Here is a 22,002-nt window from a genome sequence, read left to right on the forward strand (position 1 = left end):
ATGAAAACACTTCGACATAATCGCATCCTCCTCGGCTGGTTCATGACCGTGCTGGTGTTCGTCATGCAAGTCGCCACGCCTTTGCAATCTGCGACCATTTACTGGACGACGGATGGCAAGGTCTCCGGTGAGTTTACTTCCGGAAACTGGAACACGACCACCCCCAACTGGCTGGCTACCGTGCCTACGGGCACGGCGGGAACTCAGATTGCCTGGAACAATGGGGCCGGAGACATCGCTGCTTTCCTGGGTTCCACCAACGTGACCATCACCGCTCCCATCTCTGTCGGTGGACTGCGCTTTGAAGCGGCAGGAACAGGCATCACCTCTTCCTCCGCAGGGAACACGCTGACGTTCACCGGCGCCTCTCCTTCCATCACCATCCAAGGTAATTCCAGCGTCTCCGACACTGAAGTTACTCTCACGGCTCCGCTGGCCGGCACCAATGGTCTGTCCATCCAGTTCACCGACACGGCGAGCTCTGCCGGCTCTAAGTTTGGTATTTTGCATCTGGGCACTCGCAACAACAACTTCGCCACTTCCCTGACCGGCGGCATCACCGTTGGCAACAAAGCCATGCTCCGGGTGGATGCGAATTCCACCGACCTCACCACTGGGAAGAACCCGCTGGGCACCAACCAAGTCACCCTGCAGACAGGTTCCAAGCTGGACATTCGCGGCTTCAACTCCACCTCAAACGGCCTCTCCGGTCGTCAGTTCACCACCACCGGCACGGGGGACTCCGCCCTTGTCAACTTCACTGGTATCGCAGACAGCGTCCGCTCCGACCTCACTTTGAGCAATCTGAACACCATCCCGGCGGCCGGTGGCGCTCAGTGGGTGGGCAAGGTGGACATCTCCACAGCCGGAGCCTACACCTTCTTTGCCGCCGCTGATGACGGTGCCAAGATCTACATCGACGGGGTGCTGGTTTTGAACAACGACGGTGGCAAAGGCAACACGGACCTTTCCAGTGCGCCGATTTTTCTGGCTTCCGGCGCGCACGACATCCGCATCGACTACGTGAATGGCTCCGGCGGCGGCAACATCAATCTGGGCTACGCAGGCCCTGACACCAGCGAAGGCAGCGGGCAGATTCGCAAAGTCATTCCCAACACCCTCCTTCATCTGGCGGATGTCAACACGGTGAACGGTTCCAGCACCGCCCTGCAGTTTGGCAATGATGTCCGCCTCACGGGGAACGCCGAGATTTCCCTCTCCAACACCTCCGTCACATCGGCTGCGATGGGGCGGCTGCTGCTGGACACCGGCGTCACCCTTACTGTAGCAGCTTATGACCTCCTGGGGCAGACCGCCGTGGTGGGCAACGGGGGCGGTTTTGGCAAGACGCTGCGTTTCGGAGGGACCTCAGGGGCCCCCACCGTGTTTGGCACCTTGGGCTCAGGAACCGCCGGCACGGTCACGATTGCTTCGAATATAAACGTGGCCTTTGACGGCGTGGTTTCAGATGAAGGTCGGGCCATGACCATCCAAAAGACCGGCGCTGGCTGGCTCTACTTCAATCAAACCCAGAGCGCCAACACCCTGGGCGCCACCAGCAGCATTCAGATGATCGGCACGTCCGTGACCCAAAATGCCACCTACGTCGCCTCGAGTTATGCGACTGACGGCACCCTCAACGGCAAGGCCAGCACACTGACGACCACAAGCACTGCGGGTCTGGCCGTGGGCATGACGGTCAGCGGCACGGGCATTCCCAAGGGCACGGTCATCACCTCCATCGTCAACGGCACCCAGTTCAAGGTCTCAGGCGATGCTTCTGCGGTGTCTGCTGCCACAGCGTTGACTTTCTCCCAGACGCCCACGCTGGTGCTGACCGGCAGTACCGTCGCAGGCTCCTTTGATCCCATTGGCTCGGCGAAGGTCGTGCTCGCGGGCGGCAATTTGGTGCTGGATTCCAAAGGTGGAGCCGGTGCCGTGACCACGTTTGGCAATGCTGTCGACGTAACTTCAGACGCAGTCATTCAGGACGTGGCGAATGCGGTATCAGTGACTTTGGGCGGCGCGGTGACCATTGCCAGCGGCAAGACCCTGGTACTGGATGCGATTGCTGGCGGGCAGCCCGTCGCGGACGTGGGTGCGAATCTCATCGTCTCAGGCGGCATCACTGGAGATGCCACTACGTCTCTTGTCATCCGTTCCACCGTCAAGAACGCGGGCACGACGATCAGTGCCATCAATGCATTGGCTACGGGTGTGGTGCAGCAGACCGGCTTTGCCTCCCAGAGCGGCACGGTGAGCCTGTCTGGCAACAACTCAGGTTTCGCCGGACAGCTGGTGTTTGAACCGGGTGCGAACCTGCGTGTGCTGGGCGTGAGCGCCCTCAACAACAAGACCTTCACCATGGCGGGCGGCACCCTGCAGTTGCTGGATGATGGCGACGGCACCGGCGGCCTTCAGAATCTGGCCTTCAACCATAACATCACCGTCACAGGCACCGTCACGCTGACCACCGGGCCCGTCTCCACCTCCATTTCGCCTTTTTACACGCCTCCGGCCAACAAGCGGGCGCAGATTTCGTCGTTGAACGTAGGCAACAACGCGGTGACGCTTGCCAACAACAATGGCTATGGTTTGCAGGTGACGGGTGTCACCACCCTGACGGGCGCACCGACGTTCACGGTCAACAACGCCACCACTTCGAACAATCTGGTCCAGGGCCTTGAACTCGCCGGTCAGGTGACCGGCGCGGGCAACAGCATTCTCAAAGCCGGTGGCGGCACGCTGCTTCTCAGCAATTCCGCCAACAACTTCGGCGGTACGGTCAGCTTCAATGCCTATGGGGCCAACGCCAGCACCGTCATGACCGTCGAGAGCGCGGCGAATTTGGTCACCGGCCAGCTGCTGACCGGCACCGGCGTCAGCACCTCCAATGGTGGCACGCGTATCAACTCCATTACTTCACAGAGTTTTGCCGCCAGCGTGGCCAGCGGCCAGGCCACGCTCACCCTGACACCGAGCATCGCCAGCACCTTCGCCGTCAACATGTTGGTGAGCGGCAACGGCATCCCCCCTGGAACCAAGGTTCTCAGCATCAATGACAACGTCACCAACACGACCCTGGGAAGCACGATCTCCAACCCCAACATTGTGAGCAATGTCCAGGGCGGCACCAGCAGCTTCCGCGTGGGCATGGCCGTGTCAGGCTCAGGCATTCCTGCCGGCACCTTTGTGGCTGAAATCATTGACGGCACCACCTTGCGCCTCAGCCAGAACATCACCTCTCCCAACCCCACCCTCGTCAGACATCAGGTGACCCTGTCCAATCCGGTGACCGTGGCGGACACCACCCTGGTGCTGACCCAGGTGAACCTGAGCCAGGCGCTCACAAGCGCACTCAATGGTTCAAGCTCAGTCTCTGGCAAATCGGTGATCAGTGTCTCGGCCGGCGTGCTGGCCTTCACGAGCAATGAGGCGTTGGGAAATGCCGCGAATGAAATTTTCGTCAACACCAACTCCGCCACGGCGGGCCTGCGCGCGGACGGCACCTTCCACTCCGCCGATCGCACCTTCATCATGAACCAGGGCAGCAACGCCATTGACGTCACGGCTGGCAACACCTTTTCGATTGACAAAACCTTCAGCTTTTCCAACAACAGCAACAATCTGCAGAAGAACGACGCAGGCACGCTGGTGCTGACAGCGCCGATGACGCAGGGGCTGACAGGACTCACCTCCTCTTGGAACGGCATTCTCACCATCGGTCAGGGAGTGGTCCGGGTCACGAACTCATCCGCTCTCGGCTCCACCGGCAGCTACTCTCTCGGCTCCAATTCTGGCTCCGCCTACACTCTGGTGGCCAATGTGGCTGCTGCACTGGAGCTGACGGGAGGAATCACGGTCGCAGAAACCTTGGTTTTCAATCCCGGCAACAACAACACCTCCAACGGCATCAACGGCGCCGGCGCTCTCCGCAACTCCGCCTTTAGCGGCAATGTTCAGGTCCTGAGCAGCTCGACTTCCAGCACCACGGTCACGTTGGTGGGGGCTCCACCCGCCATGCTCGTTGCCGGAGCCTCCTTCATGGGGTCCACCATCCTGTCCGTCAATGGCAGCACGATCACTCTGGCTTCAAATGCGAACGCCACGATCAGCAGCGCCACCAGCCAGGCCTATTCCCTCAGCGGCAACAACACCTACAGCGGGACCATCACGTTCTCCAGCCCCACCTCGGCGGACAATAACAATCGTGCCGCCACCATCGGCGTGGACGCCGGAACGACCCTTCACATCACGGGTGCCATGATCGGCCGCGTGGGCACTGGCGGCACCGGGCGCGGCTCCTGGTTCGGTCTGGTCGGGGCGGGGAATGGCTTCATCGACACGGCGATGAGCTATGACGGCAATCTTTCCTTCGGCACTTACTCGCTGGACAAGGCGGGCACGGGAACCTGGACGCTGACGGCTGCCAACGTGTTCCCCGGACAGAACGTCTATGTGAATCAGGGCACCTTGGTGCTCAGTGGTGCCGGCACTCTGGGCGTGCCCGGAACCAACGGCGGCACTGGCACGGTTTTCGTGACTCCTCAGGGAACTCTCAACCTCGACAGCACCGGGACCAATGTTAACAACCGCCTCAGCGGCCGGGCGCTGTCAGTCTACGGTGGCAACATCAACCTCCTAGGAAACGCCTCTGCCGCCACCACAGAGACTGTGGGGGCGTTCACGGTGAATGCCGGACAGACCGTCATCTCGCTCTCCGGTCAGCAGGCCAGTTTCATCACAGGCTCGGTCACCCGCGCCACCAACAGCGGTGGCATCACCGGCACCATGCTCGTGCGCGGAATCAGCACAGGGACCATGCAGTCCTCCAGCGGCGGCTTTGCCTTCACTGGCCAAACCGGCGGTGCCAACACCCTCAACAAGGGTATCATTCCTTGGGTGATCGTTGACCCGAGTTCCTCGGGCTCGGGCACTTCGTTTGCCACCGCTGACTCGGTCACCGGAGTGCTGCGTGCCTTGAATACTTCAACCGAAATGACTTCGACGCTGACCAACAATCTGGCCGGTGTCGCCACTCCGCTGAACGTGCTCCTGTCCACCAACCAGACGATCTCGGCAGGCCTTAGCACCACCACCTTGCTCAACAGCCTGACCGTGAACTCGCTGACCCTTCAGACGGGCGGCGCTGTCACCCTCAATGCCGGGCAGACCCTGACCTTGGACAGCGGCGGCGTGCTGGTGCTTGCAGGCGCCACCAGCGCCAGCATCGGCGGCAGCACCATCGGACGTCTGGGCACCACCAGCAACGCCCAGTTCGTCTACTACACCTTGAGCGATCTGTCGATCAATGCAGCCATGTTCAACGTCTCGGCCGGTCTGGTGAAAGCCGGCGCTTCGACCCTGACGCTCAATACTCAGCAGTTTTACACGGGCGGCACGGCCATCAATGAGGGCATCCTGAAGCTGGCAGGCGGGACCAACACGATCTTTTACAACAATGATTTTGTCCTTCAGGGCGGTTCGCTGGACCTCAACGGCAATGTGCAGGTGCTCAACCTTCTGCGCACCAACACCACGACTGCTCAAAACGCCAACTTGGTGCCAGACATCGGCGGTACGATCATCAACTCCTCTGCCAATCAGGCCACTCTGGGCCTGGTCAATACGGGTGGAAGCTTCTCAGGATCGATCACGGGCAATGTGGCCCTGGTGCGTTCCACCAGCGCAAACAGCTACACCGACTGGAACATCTACTCCGCCAACACCTACACGGGCGCCACGATCCTCAATGGCGGCCGCCTCCAGCTCCTCGGCACCGCCACCCTGAGCAACACCTCCTCCCTCACCATCAGCCAGTCCACCCTCCTGCTGAGCAACAACAACGGCACCAGCATTCTCGACGCGCTGGTTGACGATCGGATCAACAACGCGGCCCCGATCACCATGTCCGGCGGCATGATCCAGTATCGCGCGCGCTTTGGCACTGAAGGCACGGAGGCCTTTGGCTCCCTGACCTTGGCCCAGGGCGCCAGCGTGATCGACGTTGCGGCTCCCGGCACCGGCATTAACAGCTCCACGGCCACGTTCACCAGCCTCACCCAGCAGGCCGGATCCCACGGCACGCTTCGGTTCTTCAACGTGACCGGCAATTACGGCAACGGCACCGCCCGCGTGTTCTTCGACAACATCAACGGCGTCAGCACCGCGATTGTGGGCGCTGGCCTCACCAACAATTTGATCGGCGGCTGGGCCGTGGTGGAGCGCGAATTCGCCAGCTACAACCCTGGCACTGGTGTGGGAGCCTTGAATTCAGCAGGCTACGCAGGCTATTCCACCCGCGACATCAACTCAGGCATCGCCACGGACAACATCCGCATGGCCTATGCAGCCGTGACTTCCACCGGAACCGTTGGCTCCAACCAGCTCACCGTCGCCAGCACCGCCGGCTTGAAAGTCGGAGATTCCGTCCTGGGCAGCGGCATTCCCGTGGGTGCCGTGGTGGCCTCCATCATTGACGGCAACAACTTCACCATCGACCAAAATCTGGGCACCGCCAATCCCACCCTGACTATGCCGCAGACGGTCACCCTCACGGGGAACCGCACCATCAACAGCCTCGCCATGGTGGTGTCCGGCAACAGCACTCTCGATCTCGGCGGCTTCACCCTGAACCTCGCCAGCGGTGGTTTGATCGCCTCCCAGGGCTTCGATTTGATCAACACCACGGTCAACGTGGTGACCAGCTCCACAACGAGCAACACCGTCCTGCTGGCCACCATCCCCAACACCCTGACCATTGGCTCTGTGATTCTGGGCAGCACCGTGACGGACATCAGCGGCCTGACAGTCACCCTCGCCGGCAACGCCAATGCCAACATTGCCGCCCCGACTGCGGTCAACTTCATCAGTTCCCTGAACATGCCCATCGTCATCTCCAACGGGAACCTCACTGCGGGCAGCGGCGCGGCAGATCTTTACCTCCATGCGCTTGGCTATGTGAATGGCAACGGCAACGTGTATGGTCATAACGTCATCGTCGGTGCCAACATCATCAACAACAACGGCGGGGCCGGGGCGGTGACTCTGGTCATCGACGGCACCGAAGGTCGCGGCACCACGGGCACGGGCGGCCTCAGCGGCTTCCGCTCCAATCAGGTCGTGCTCACTGGCAACAACACCTACACCGGCGGAACCTTCGTCAATGCAGGCTTCGTCTTGGCGAAATCCACCACGGGCCGCGCCTTTGGCACAGGCGATGTGACCATCACCGGCGGTGGCACCACCAATGGCAGCACCTTCCAGGAACGCACATCCACGGTGGTCTTTGGAGCCTCCAACCAGATCAACAGCACGGCCAGCCTAAACCTGAATGGCGGGGCCTCGCTCGAACTGAACGGCTTCAATCAGACTCTTGGAGCGCTGAATTTCAACAACACCGGCGGCACCACCCCGTCATTGCTCGTGGGCATCGGCACGCTCACCCTCAGCGGCGGCATCACCGCCGCCTCCTCCAATCTTGGCAGCACCTCCACCATCACCACGGGCATCATGGACGGCATCCTGACCAACGGCAGCAATGTGATCACTCTGGGCAATACCACAGGTCTCACGGTGGGCACGGCGGTGACAGGCAGCGGCATCACCGCAGGCACCATCATCACCGCCATCAACAGCCCGACTTCGATCACAATTTCCACGAACGCGGCCATTGGCACCGTGACCGGAGACAGCATGCTCACGTTTGCAGGCTTTGGTTCCATGGTCCTCACCAGCGGGGCGCACACCTTCAACATCAGCGCGGTGAATGCCAACGGTCAGAATCTGGCGCCGCTGCAGCCCTCCCTGAGCATCAACGGCATCGTGGCAGGAACCGGCAGCATCATCAAGACCGGCGACGGCGTCCTGCAACTGACTGGCCCTAGCACCTTCTCCGGCGGCATCAGCCTCCAAAACGGCGGCCTTCTCTTCAGCTCCGGCAGCGTCTTCAATGCCGGCACCACGGGCGGAGTGAGCGCCGGCCCGATGGGCACAGGCACCCTGACCATGTCTGGCAGCAACAATCTCACGCTCCTGTCCAGCACCAGCCTCACCATCGGCAACGCCGTTACATTTGATGCAGCTTTCTCAGGGCAGTTCAGGTTCGACAGCACTGTCTCCACCGGTTCCAACCTCACGCTGAGCGGCTTGGTGACTCTTCCCGGCTCGGTGAACATCAATGTCATCAATCCTGGCATGACCGCCGCCCTCGGTCAGATCACCCGCGTGGGTTCCGTCGGAAACATCGTGATCAACAAGACCGGCCTCGGCACTCTTTCCCTGGGCGCCGTGACCGCAGGCAACACCGTCACCTTGAACATGAACGGCGGCAACCTCTCGCTGCTTAACGATGGTGACGGCACCGGCTCCCGGCAGGTGATCGCCAGCGGCATCACAGTGAACTCCACCCAGGCCATCAACCTGACCGTCGGCCGTCTGGGCACCGTCTACGCACCGCTTTTCACCTCCGCATCGAACAAGCAGATTCAAATTGCCGGTTCCACTGGCACGGCCTTCACCGTCGGCGCTTTGAATGTGACCAACAACAACGGCTACGGCCTGCAGATCACCAGCGACGTCACGCTTGGCTCCAATCAGGTCATCAATGTGAGCGCCGCGTCGGACTCCAGCTGGACTCAGGGGCTGACTCTCTCAGGCATCGTCTCAGGCGGTGCCATCACCAAGCTGGGTGCGGGCACCTTGGTGCTTGGCAATGCCTCCAACGGCTTCACCGGCACTGTGGACATTCAGGGGGGCGTTGTTGCGGTCTCATCAAATGCAGCACTGGGCAACGTGGCCAACGGGGTGATTCTCAATGTGAACGCCGCCACCGCCGTCGGCCTGCGCGCGACCGGCACCTTCACCACCAGCCGCACCATCACCTTGAACCAGGCCAGCAACGCCATCGAAGTGACGGCGGGCAACACGCTGACCCTCACCTCCGCCTTCGGACTGACCTCCGTTTCCAATGCGCTGCGTAAAAATGACAACGGCACGCTGGAGCTCAACAACCTGAACAGCACCTGGAACGGCGTGCTGACCATCGGCGCAGGAGCCGTGAAAGTTTCCAATGGGGGTGCCCTGGGAACAGTGACGGGCAATACGGTGGTGACTGGCAGCGGTGCCGCATTGCAGTTGAACGGTGTCAACATCGGCGGCGAGGCCCTGACTCTGAACGGTTCGGGCATCAACAACGGCGGTGCCCTTCAGGCGCTCGCCAACGGCACCACCAGCGTCGTGACGGGGACCGTCACGCTCGCAACGGCCTCCACCATCGGCGCAGATGCAGGCGCGACGCTCTCACTGACCGGTTCCATCACCGGCGCTCAGAACCTGCTCCTTGCTGGTGCCGGCGCCATCAACGTGAGCGGCACTGGATTTGGCGCGCTCAACGCGATTACCAAGATGGGCTCGGGCATCACAACCCTGAGTGTGAACAGCGCCTCCTTCGTCAATGGTTTGGTCATCAACGAAGGAACCTTCAAAATCACCGGCTCAGGAGTCACCCTGGGCGGCACGGGAACCATCACCATTCAGGGCCCTTCGGGACTGCTGTGGGTGGATGACACCGTGGGCGCCGCCACCGCCCACTTTGCAGGTGCGCGTGCGCTCACACTGAACGGCGGGACCATCAGGTTCGACGGCGGCTCTGCCACCTCTGCGCAGACTCTCGGCCTGCTGACCACCAATCGTAGTGCGACCAACACGATCATCATGAATCAAGGTGCCGGCACCAACACGCTCACCTTCTCGGGTTGGACCAACAACGGCGACTCCAGCACGAATTTCGTTGGGACCAATCTCGGCACCGCCGGTAACAAAGTCATCTTCACCTCCGCGCCGGGCACGACCAACGGTCTTCTCTCACGCACGCTGGTCAACGGCACGGATTTTGCCGGCTATGTGGCAGGAACGGGCGTCGGAGCCTTCGGCACGGCGGGATATACGGCCTACACCGCCGGCAACAACCTCGACACAGCGGCAGCGGCGGCGACCATGCAAATCACGGGGGCCGTGACCTTCCTGGGCAGCACCAGCCGGACCGTCAATGCCATCAAGATCAACGGTTCTGGCATTGACGTGACCAACTCCGTCGCCACTCAGGGGGCGACACTGACGCTGACAGCAGGTTCCATCCTCAACGTCGGTGGCAACAACACCATCAGTGTGCCGAGATTGAATCTGGGCATCCAGGGCTACGCCGCCATCGCTGCTGGAACCAACCTGACCATCAACAGCGTCATCACTGGCACGGGCGGCTTTGTCAAAGACCTGGCCGGCACCCTGATTCTGAATGCTCCCACCAACCTTGCCGGTGTGGCCAACCTCAGCGGCTACCTCCTGACGGGCAACTTCGCCATCAACAACGGCACGGTGAAACTCAACGGCGGCAACAACACGCTCACCCCCAATCAGTTCCTCATCGTCGCCCCTGGAGCCACGCTGGACCTGAACGGCACTTCGCAATTTGCCTTCGGAACACGTGGTGATGGCGCCGCCTTGCAGGGCAATGCCGGAACCTTCACGAACTCGGCGGCGGGAGCTGCGGCACTCATCTTTGGCCTGGACAACGGCGGCTTCAATTTTGGCGGCGTGATCAAGGAGGAAGTCGGCGCGGGGGCCATGAGCTTCTTCAAGAGCAGCAACCAGCAGTACAACTTCCTGAATGCGAACACCTACAGTGGTGCCACGGTTTTTGCAGGGGGCCTCAATCTGTTCGCAGATGGCGGCACTCTCTCCAACACCTCTTCGATCGCCGTCAACTACGCAACTTTCCGCTTGGATGACAATGTCAACTTTGCCCAGGCCAACCGCGTGAACCTCAGCGCGGACATCACTCTCAAAGGCGGGTCGTTGGTCTATGTTGGACGCGCCCAGACAGACACCGCGCAATCGGTTGGCAATGTGATCCTCTCCGAGGGGCTCAACATGGTTCAGTCTGCCAATGGCGGCACCGGCATCAACTCAGCCACGCTCAACCTCCTCTCCCTCTCGCGCACGGCGGGATCGACGGCTACGATTCGCTTCCCTGACAACGGCATCGGAGCCATCGGTAACAACGGCCGCATCCTCATCACCACCCTGAACGGCGTCGCCACCAGCACCAACACGGGCGGCGTCAACATCAACAGCGGCGGCCTTACCAATGGTCTCATCGGACCTTGGGCAGTCGTGGACCGTGAATTCGCCGGCTACATCCCTGATCTGGGCGTGGGCCGCCTCAGCCAGACCGGTTTTGCCGGTTACTCCGTCAACACCCTGACAGGCACACCCATCGCCACCGACAACATTCGCGCCACCGCCAGCGTGGGACCGCTGCTGGTGGACACCACTGTCAACACCTTCAGCTTGCTCAATCCCTCCGTGGCCGCCACGACGGTGAATCTGGGTGGCAAGACACTCACCCTTCAGGGTGGAGGCCTCCTGCTGGCTCTGGCCAACGACAACGTCAACATCGCCATCAACAACGGCTTCATCACAGGCGGCCTGGCCAACACCGCGAGCGATCTCTACATCCACGTGCTGCCCTACGGCGGCACCAACCGCACCTTCACCATGAATGCGGCGATCAAGGACAACGGCACGGGAGCCCTGCGCCTGATCATGTCCGGCAGTGATGGCGCCGCCAATCTCACCCTCAATGCCACCAACACCTACACGGGCGGAACCGTCGTCAATTCTGGTGTTCTGGTGGTGGGCAGCTCCGGCACACTTGGCACTGGCGGCATCACCATCAATGGCGGCGCAGTCTCAGGAAGCGGCATCCTCGTCCAGCAGCTCGGCGGCATCATTGATTCCAGCAACGCAGTCACCATCAACGGCAGCGGCATTCTCGTGCTGGCAGGTGCCCAGACCTTGCAGGGACTGACCTTCAATGGCTCGGGTGGCGGCAATCTGGCTCCCACCGTCAGTTCGGGTGAAGGCCTGCTCACCATTGGCGCGGGTGGCATCACCTCGAATCCGTTCAATCCAGCGGCCTCACCTCTGGTCGTAGGGCGCATCGACCTCGGCAGCACGCTCAACAACATCACCGTCAACACCTTCGATTTTGGCACCTTCACCAATTTCGCTCCAACAACCCCCGGCCTCATTCTTGGCGGCGTGGTGGGATCTCTGGGCGGCTTCAACAAGCTGGGCAATGGCGTGCTGCAGATCAATCAGTCCACTTTCGTCGGCGCTCTCAATGTCGTTGCAGGCAACATTCAATCCGGCGCGATCAACAGCGGTTCACGTTTCTCCACCCTCACCCTGGGTTCGGGGACTTCGCTCAATCTCAACGGCCAGACCACCATCTGGGGCGCGCTGGCTGGCAGTGGCTCGGTGTTCAACAGCGTCGCCAACAACGCCTTGCTGACGGTTGGTTTCAACAACAGCGACACCACCTATTCCGGACAGCTCAACCGTTTCAATGACGGCACGCCTAACGCCATCTCTTTGACCAAGATCGGCACCGGCACGATGACCATCACCGGCGTCCAAAACGCCATCAGCGGCTCCACTGGCATTCTCACGGTGGGCCAGGGCGGAGTGACCTACTCAGGTGCGGGCACCGCCATCCTGCCAAACCAGACCGTGCTCACTGGCGGTACCCTGACGCTTGACAACAGCGCCGGGAACCTCAACAACCGCCTCGCCACACCGCTCACCGCTACGCCGACGACCGTTCTCAACATCGGCGGTGGCAGCTTCAACATCATTGGCAACGCCGGCGCGAACACCCTTGAAACCGTCAGCCAGCTCACCATCAGCAGCGGCAGCGGCAACATCACCCTCTCTGCCAATGCGGCGACTTCCACGACCTTCACCGTGACCACGCTCAATGGCGTGCAGACCGGCGGCACTCTCCAGTTGCACGGAAATTTCAGCGCTGTCGGCACCGCAACTGCCGCAGGCTTTGCCAATATTTTCGTGACGAACTTCAACGTCATCGGCAGCCAGGGCACGGGAGCCAACGGGACCACCACCAAGTCCATCCGTTCAGACATCATCGCTGGTCAGGACGTGGGCCAGGTCACGGTGACCTCCAGCGCCACCGATTCAAAAGTGGTGACTGTGGCCAGTGTCCCTTCCTACCTGACGGTGGGCGCTTCGCTGCTGGGGCAGAAGGTGGTCAGCATCAGCGGTCTCACCGTCACGCTCTCAGACAATGCCGACCAGGCCATCAGTTCCAACACGGTGGTCACTTACAACGGGGTGCCATCGTTCGTCACCAGGGATACGGCCACAGGCTACCTGCGCCCCCTGACCGACACTGAAATGAGCAAGACGCTGTCCAACAGCCTCACCACCAACTTCCAGCTCAGCTCCAACGCGCTCATCACCTTCAGCCAGAACAGCAACAGCCTGACCCTGCAGGCAGGCGGTGGTGTCTCCAACGGCAACGTGGCCGCTCTTGGCATGTTCAACACCAGTGCCGGCCTGCTTTATGAACTCGTCAACACCGGCGGTGTTCTTGCCTTCAGCGGCAATGCAGGCATCAACGCCCCGTTCTTTGCCTCCAACAACAACGCCGCGTTCTACTTCCACACCGTCGGTGCAGACACCGTGCTCAATGTGAACGGCAGCCTGTTCAACACCTCGGGCGGTCTGACGAAGTCAGGGGACGGCACGGTCAGCCTCAATAGACGCGGCTACTACAGCGGCACCACCACCGTCAATGCCGGCACGCTGATCCTCAACGGCGGCAACAACACCATCTGGGCTCCGCAAACGATCACCCCGCTGGGCGCTCCCACCACCACCATCGCAAGCTTCCAGGCCCTGACCGTCAATGGCGGCACCCTGGAGCTCAATGGCTACAATCAGGCGGTCGCCTTCCTGAACAGCAACAACAGTGTGGGCGGCACGGGCGTCGTGACCAACTCCTCCAGCACGCTCGCCACGCTGACAACCACCGGCAACACCACCACCTTCAATGGCAGCCTCACGGGAAATCTGGCCTTCACCACTCATTCCGCCATGACCCTGACCAATGTCAACTCCTACACAGGAGCCACCATGGTCCGGGCCAACACCCTCACGCTGCGTGACAGCGGCACGCTCTCCGGAACCTCCTCCATCGGGGTGAATTTCGCCACGCTGAACTGGGACGACAGCGGTCTCAGCTCCCTGGACAATCTCAACCCTGTTCGCATCAACGCCGGAACAACGCTGTCCCTGCAGGGTGGGGCGCTCACCATCACCGGCGGTGGTTCACTCGACACCAATGTGGTGCTGAACGATCTGGTCATTCAACGCGGCGGCAGCACCATCACCATCACTCCTGCGGCCAATGCAGGCAGCGCGGTCAGCTTGAGCATCGGATCACTCACCCGCACCGACAGTGACCGGAGCATGGTCAATTTTATCGCCGGCAACGGCGTGGGCATGGGCGGCACGGGCAACAACAACAACGCCTCCGTGCAGATCTCCTTGATCAATGGCGTCGGCGTTTCCGCCAGCCAGTTGGTGAACAAGCTGATCGGCGGCTGGGCTGTGGTCAATGGCGACAGCTTCGCCACCTACAAGGATGGCGTGGGCATCGGGGCGCTGAGCACCACGGTGGGCGGCAATGTGTACGCCGGCGGCAATGCGTTCCCCACCTACGACGGTTTTGACATCAACTCCGCCAGCACCCAGTCCACCTGGAACATCAGTGACGGCAACAGCCCGACCCTGCTCGTTTCCAAGACCGTCAATTCCCTGCGCTACACCGGCGGCACTCTGACCCTGGGCAACAGCGGTACCGCCGTCACCCTCACGTTGAATGTCGGCCTGCTCACCAACTCAGGAGGCTCCAACATCAATGCTGGCAATGCGGCCTCGGCGCTCACGGGCACCGGCCCCGATTTCTTCGTTTACATCAATCAGGGCACCACCGCCTTCAACGTCAAGGTGACCGGTGCCATCAGCCTGGTCAAAGGCGGCGGCGGCGCCCTGACGCTTAATCCAGGCACAGGGGTTTCCAATGATTACACTGGCGGCACCTTCGTCAACGGCGGCACGCTCAATTTGAACGGCGCAGCCGGCACCATCGTCATCCCCGGTGATCTCACCGTCAACAACTCCACTGTGACGATGAGCAATGCCAACAAGTTCAACTCCACCATCGGGCAGATCGCTGCGGGCAGCAACGTGACCCTCAATGGTGGGTCCGTGCTCAACCTGTTCAGCTACACCTCCGCCACCACCACCACGCTGGCCAGCCTCACCTTCAACAACACCGGTGGGACCACCCAGCCGAGGTTCGCATTCAACGCGCCCACAGCGCTGAGCACCCTCGTGCTGACCTCTGCGAATGCCATCACCGTGGTCAACGATGACTTTGCCACCACCCCCATGATTCAGGCCGCGACCACCGCCGCCAATTCCGCCATCCAGTTCTCCAGCGCGGCTCCCGTCATCAATGTCTCGGGTCTTTCCCCCATCGGCCTGGTCATCTCTGCGCCGATCACCAGTTCCGGCGGCGCGATCACGAAGACCGGCAACAGCTCGCTGGTCCTCAGTGGTTCCAGCACCTTCAACAATGGGTTCAATCTGAACGAAGGCACCTTGATCTTCGGCACCAATTCGGCGGGCAATCCCGGCGCACTCACCAGCGGTGCCGTGGGCACAGGCACGCTGACCATCGCCGGTGGCACGACCATCCAGGCGGGCAATGTCACCACCATCACCACCGGCACCACGCTCAATTCCAACGTCGTCACTCTCGCTGCCGGCGTTGCTGCCACTTTGGCGGTCGGGCAGGGGGTCTTTGGGGGCTCCGGCGTCCTGGCGGGCACCTACATCACCAGCATCGACACTGCTAACAACCGCATCACTCTGTCTTCGAACAACGTCGCCGCCAACAACACGGCCAACAACATCAATTTCTCCACCTACGCCGGCAATGCCGTCACGGTGACGGGCGATTTCAGCTTCGGCGGTCAGACTACGAATCAAAACTTCACCCTCACCGGTGCGGTCAATCTCGGGGCCGCCACACGCACCATCAATGTTGACAGCGCTTTTGTGGTTGGGGTGATCAGTGGCCAGATCACCAGTTCCGGCGGCGGACTGACCAAAACAGGCAACGGCATCTTGTTGCTGACCAACAACACCAACAACTACACGGGGGCCACCACGGTCAACGCGGGCATTCTCCGCCTGGGCATGACCAGTGACAACACCACCGGCGCAGGTGCCGGCAATGTCCTGCCGAGCGGCACCGCAGTCACGATCGCCACCGGCGCCGGCTTGGATCTCGCCGGCCGCAACCAGACCATTGCATCCCTTTCTGGAGGCGGCTTCATCACTTCTTCCGCTGCCAACACCGGCACAGGCGTGCTGAGCACCCTCACCGTGGGAGACAGCACCAACACCACCTTCTCAGGAGTTCTCACCGCAGCCACGCTTGCCAATCTGCGCCTCATCAAAGTGGGCAGCGGTGAATTGACCCTCACCGGCGTGAGCAACTTCACCGGAGCCAACACCGCCACCACAAACGCCGTCACCATCAACGGCGGCACCCTCAGCGTCAGCACTCTGGGCAACGGCGGCGTCGCAAGTGGCATCGGCGCCGCCTCCAACGCTGCGTTAAACATTGTCATTGAAGGCGGCACCCTGAAATACATCGGCGTCGCCAACACTTCGACGGATCGTGGCTTCACCATTGGCAGCACTGTGGCTGGCGCGACCGCCACAATCGATGCCTCTGGCTCCGGCTCGCTCACCTTCGCGGCTGCTGGCGGCACGATTGCTTATGGCACCACAAATCTGACCCGAAATCTGATCCTCACCGGCACCTCCATCGCCGCCATCACCAACACCTTCGGCAAGGTGATTGCCAACAACGGCACCGGCGTCACCAGCCTCACTAAGAACGGCAGCAACACCTGGGCGCTGACGGCCGCCAACACCTACACCGGGGCGACGAATGTCAACGCAGGCACACTGGTGCTTTCCGCCGGTTCCCTGGCCAATGCGGCCACGACCAACTCGACCATCAACGTCAATGTGGCCAGTGGCGCCACTCTGGCGGTCACCACCGCAGCCAGCGGCAATTACCAGATTGGGAACGCTGGCACCGGGGCGACCAACGGCGCTGTTTTGAATCTGGCGGCCGGTTCCTCCTTCACGATGGCGAACAATGACTCAACCGGCACTCTCACCATCAATCGCAATGCCGCCTGGGTTTCCGGCGCGGGTCTGATCATTGGGAACAGCACCGCAAATGCTGGCACCGTGCGCATGTCCTTTGACCTCGGCAGTTCAGCCAACAGCGCGGACACCATTGTGCTGTCTGACGTCACAACAGCCGCTAATAACACCCTCAGTGTGGGAGTCAGCGGCGCCACCGTCTTCATCCTGCCAGAATCGGGGGCCTTGTCGCTGACCGCAGGTCTGCATGATTTGATCACCTTCAAAGCCGGCGGCCTCAATCTCACCACCAATGCAAATCTGGCTGCCGCGTTCACTCTCGCCACTCCGGGGGTCTTGATCGGCTCTCAGGGTTACGGATTAACTCTTGTCATGCGGGATGGCAGCAATGCCGTGACAACCACGGTGGCCAATGCCGTTGCCATTGCAGTTCAGGTGACGGCAGCCACCGCTGCTGTGGATTATTATTGGAAAGGCAGTCTCAGCAACATCTGGTCTGACGCCAACTGGACTTCCGATGCGGGCGGTGCTTCTCCGAGGCCGTCGGCACCTGGCATTTTTGACAATGTCAAGTTCTCAGCCACTGGCGCAGGCAATCTGAGCATCACCCTGGGCAGCAATCAGGTCACGGGCAGTCTCACCTACCTGAGTGGCAGCAGCGCGGTCACCATTTCGAACAACACTTTGATGCTGCTGAGCTCCACGGCGATCACAGTCAATTCAGCCAACAATATCATCAACAGCAACCTGATCTTGGGCTCCAGCCAGACTTGGAGCGTCGGCGCTGGTCTCACCTTCACGGTCAACGGCGTGGTGGATGACAACCAGATCGGCAACAGCCTGACCAAGGCAGGAACGGGCACCTTGCTCATGGCCTCCAATGCCTTGAACAGCAGCTACCTCGGGGCGACCATCATCACCGGTGGCGTTCTCTCCGTGGCCACTCTGGCCAATGGCAGGGCGAACAGCGGCATCGGCGCCTCCACGGCAGATGCAGCCAACTTGGTGCTGAATGGCGGCACGCTGAGATACACGGGTGCGGGGGCCTCGATCAACAGGCTTTTCTCCGTGGGCTCTTCGGGCGGCAAAATCGAATCGTCCGGTTCGGGCGCGCTGATTTTCAACAGTGCTGGGGCCATGGGTTTCAACAACCAGACCACCGCACGCCTTCTGACCCTGGGCGGAACCAACACCGGCAACAACACCATGGTCGTCGCCATCGGCAACGGCACCGGTGCCACTTCCCTCACAAAGACCGATGCCGGCACCTGGCTGCTCCAGCCCAACAATGGCCGCACCAACGTCAGTGGCATCATCAACGGCACCACGACCATTCAGGGGGATGCCACCGGTCTGGTGACCAATCAGCTCATCAGTGGCGAAGGGATCCAGGCCGGATCTCGTGTCGTTTCAATCGCTTCAGACGGTTTGAGCTTTACCATCGACAAAGCCTCCGACGCAATGGCCCCCGGCGAGACGTTCACCCTCGACCTGCCCGGAAGCTCGCTTGCCGTGAATGACAAGGTCGATGCAGACGGAAACCCAAATCCCAGCGGCTTGTACACGGTCACGGCCAATAACGGGACCACGGTCACCATCAGCAAGCCTGCCGAAACGAGCCGCAACATCGCCTTCAGCGCCGCTGCAGGCAATGGTTACACCGGCGTCACTACCATCAGTGGCGGCATTCTTAGGATTCTCGATCTCCAGAACGGTGGCATTGCCAGTGCCATAGGCTCATCCACCAATGCTGCGGCCAATCTAGTCATCGACGGAGGCACCCTGCGGTACGAAGGCACCGGCTCCAGCACCGACCGCCTCTTCACCGTCGGCGGCACCAATGGCGGCATCCTGGACGCATCTGGCACTGGAGCACTGGCCTTCACCAACAACGGCGCACTGGCCTTCACCTCAGGCACCACACGCACACTGACGCTGACCGGCATCAGTGACGCAGCCATCATCAACAGCATCATTGCTGCTATTGGGAATGGCACCGGAACCACAGCACTCGCCAAGACCGGTTCCAACACCTGGCGCCTGGGCGGATCCAACAGTTACTCAGGTGCCACCACCATCAGTGGCGGGGTGCTGCAAGTCGGCGTCCTGGCAAACGGAGGCACCAACAGCAGCATCGGAGCCTCCACCAACCAGGCCTCCAATCTGATCATCAATGGCGGCACGCTGCGCTACACCGGCAACACCGTTTCGATCAACCGGCTTTTCAGTGTCGGTACCGCAGGGGCAACGATTGAGGCCTCGGGCACTGGCACATTGACCTTTAATAACTCTGTCACCATGGGCTTCGTCGGCGCTGGTGCACGCGTCCTCACCCTCGGCGGCACCAACACCGGCGCCAACACCTTGGCGGTTTCTCTCAATGACAATGCTGGAGCGACCAGCGTGGTCAAGACCGGCGCGGGCAGCTGGGTGCTCACTTCCACCACCAGCAACTACACCGGCACCACGACCGTGAACGGCGGTATTTTGCAGGTCGGCAACGCTTCTGGCGGACGCACCGGCACCGGCGCCACCACCGTCAACAGCGGAGCCACCCTGGCTGGATCTGGCACCGTCAATGGCACCGCAGGCACATTGGCTAACAACTTCAATGATGGCACCAACCACGTGTTCAACAGCGGTTCCTTCCTGGCACCCGGCGACGCCTTTGGCTCGAGCGTCGGCTCCCTCACCTTCAACGGCAATCTCACCCTGAACACCGGCTCCACTGCCACATTCCAGATTGGCAATGCGACCTTGAACGGTGGTTCCGGTCTGACCAGCTCACTGCTCACGGGCACCTATGACACCCTGGGCGGATATCGTGATCTGAATCGCGCCACATGGGATGCGACCGCAATCACCCCCGGCAGGACGGACTTCATCACGGTCAACGGCATGCTGACCCTGAACAACACCACGCTCGTCGTTTCGGACCTCAACAACTACCTCACCCTGGCCACCACCGCTGGCAAGGCGCAGAGCGGCGACATCTTCAATCTCGGCAACTGGGTGGGCCTGAATGCGCTCTCCAGCTTCAACGTTGGCGAGAATTACCGCACGGGCGGTTCCGGCGGTGGCGATCTCATCCTGCCGACTCTCGGCGGCGGACTCGTCTATGATGTGAGCCTTTTCACCACCTACGGCATCATCCTCGCGATCACCAAGCCAGGCACCATCCCGGTCCTGATGAGCAACTTCAATCTGGGCGCGAGCACTTCATGGAACGCCGCGGCCGCCTGGCTGCCTGCCGCCGTGCCAAACTCGATCGGTGCCATCGTCAGTCTGACGACCAATATCGCCGCGAACACCATCCTTACCCTCGATGGCAATAAAACTTTGGGCGTGCTCGTCATGGGTGACCAGAACAACACCGCTCGCTTCGAAATTGCCCAAGGCAGCGGCGGAAGCCTGATCTTCAACAATGGTGACTATGGCAAGGCCCTGCTCAGCAAGGTGCAGTCCAACAGCACCACCGTCGGCATCGACTTGATCTCCGCTCCGATTGTGATGGCAAGCAACCTCCGCATCAATGTCAACGCGGGTGGCAATACCGCCCGTCTCGACATCAGCGGCTCCATTTCACAGGTCGCGGGTTCGACTTTGGGCCTCGACATCATGGGACCTGGGCGTCTCACTCTGAGCGGCGGAACCGCCAACACCTACACCGGCCTGACCACCGTGTTCAGCCGCGGCTCCAGCGATGCCACCAACCCCAATCTCGTGCTGGCCAAGACCATCACCAACGGTACCATCATCGGAGACCTGAAGATCGGCAATGTCAGCATGGGCGGCTCGGGAACCCCCACCGTCCAGCTTGGCGCCAGCGAACAGATCGCCGACACCTCCCTCATCAGATTCGATTCCGGTTTTGGTGGCGACTCAACCGGCAACAACGGCAACAATTCCTACTGGAAGCTGATGGGCTTCAATGAGACCGTTCGTGGATTGTCCGATTTCACCGCCAGCGGTGTCATTGAAAACCTTGAGGGTGAAAACCAGGCGACCAACAGCACCCTGACCTTGAACACCAGCGGGGTGAGCTACTACAACGGCTTCCTCCGGGATCGTGCCAACAACACCGGAACCGGCGTGCTCAACCTCGTCGTTGGCGGCACCGGCACCCAGATTCTGGCCTTGGGCAACATCTCCTATTCCGGCCTCACCACCATCAACTCGGGAGCCACTCTGGTTCTCGAAAGCGCCACCAGCTTCGGCAATGGCATCAGTGGCGGCACCGTTGGTGCTCAAACCATCACCAACAACGGCACTCTTGGTTTCCGCATCAACAATGGCGCAGGCTGGACCTTCACCCGGTTGATCTCTGGTTCCGGTGCGGTCGTGCGCGATGGCGGCACCGGCACTCTGGCCTTCAACTCCGCTTCCACCATCGGCGGCGGCTTCCGAGTCTTGGAAGGCGGCACCACCAATATTGGCGCTAATATCACAATCTCCGGCGGCGGATTTTACATTTCCGGCAAACAGAACCTGACTGCCGTGAACTGGAACAGCGTGGTCAATGTTCAGTCCGGCGGACTGACCGTTCTCGGCAATGGCAACAACGTCACCTCAGGTGCTGTTTTGACGGTTGCTTCAGCCAGCAATGTGACAGGAGCGATCAATCTTCTCGGCGGCGACATGCGCATTGAAGGTTCGGGCTCCTTGACCGGCGTGACCAGCATCCTGATCTCAGGCAGCGGCGCACTGGCGGACGGCACAACCTTCCAAGGCTTGAGAATTAGAAACACGAGCGCAACCGCAGTGAACCGCATCAATGACTCCGCCGCCATTGTCATGAACGGTGGCCAGATCACTCTCCAGGGCGTCGGCTCTGCAGGCACTGAAAACTTCTCTGAAACCCTGGGGACCTTGTCCTTCACCGGC

At 61.0% G+C, this 22,002-nt stretch carries 1 protein-coding gene (cut by a window edge); it reads left to right on the forward strand.

Features of this window, described 5'->3' with window-relative positions:
* Window positions 1-22,002, forward strand: the 5' portion of a protein-coding gene (locus AC24GY_RS20595) for an autotransporter-associated beta strand repeat-containing protein (protein ID WP_487686733.1). It continues 9,375 nt past the right edge of the window; only the first 22,002 of its 31,377 coding nucleotides appear in the window; it begins with the start codon at window positions 1-3; its stop codon lies beyond the right edge, outside the window.

The organism is Prosthecobacter sp. Pr1 (assembly GCF_057652315.1).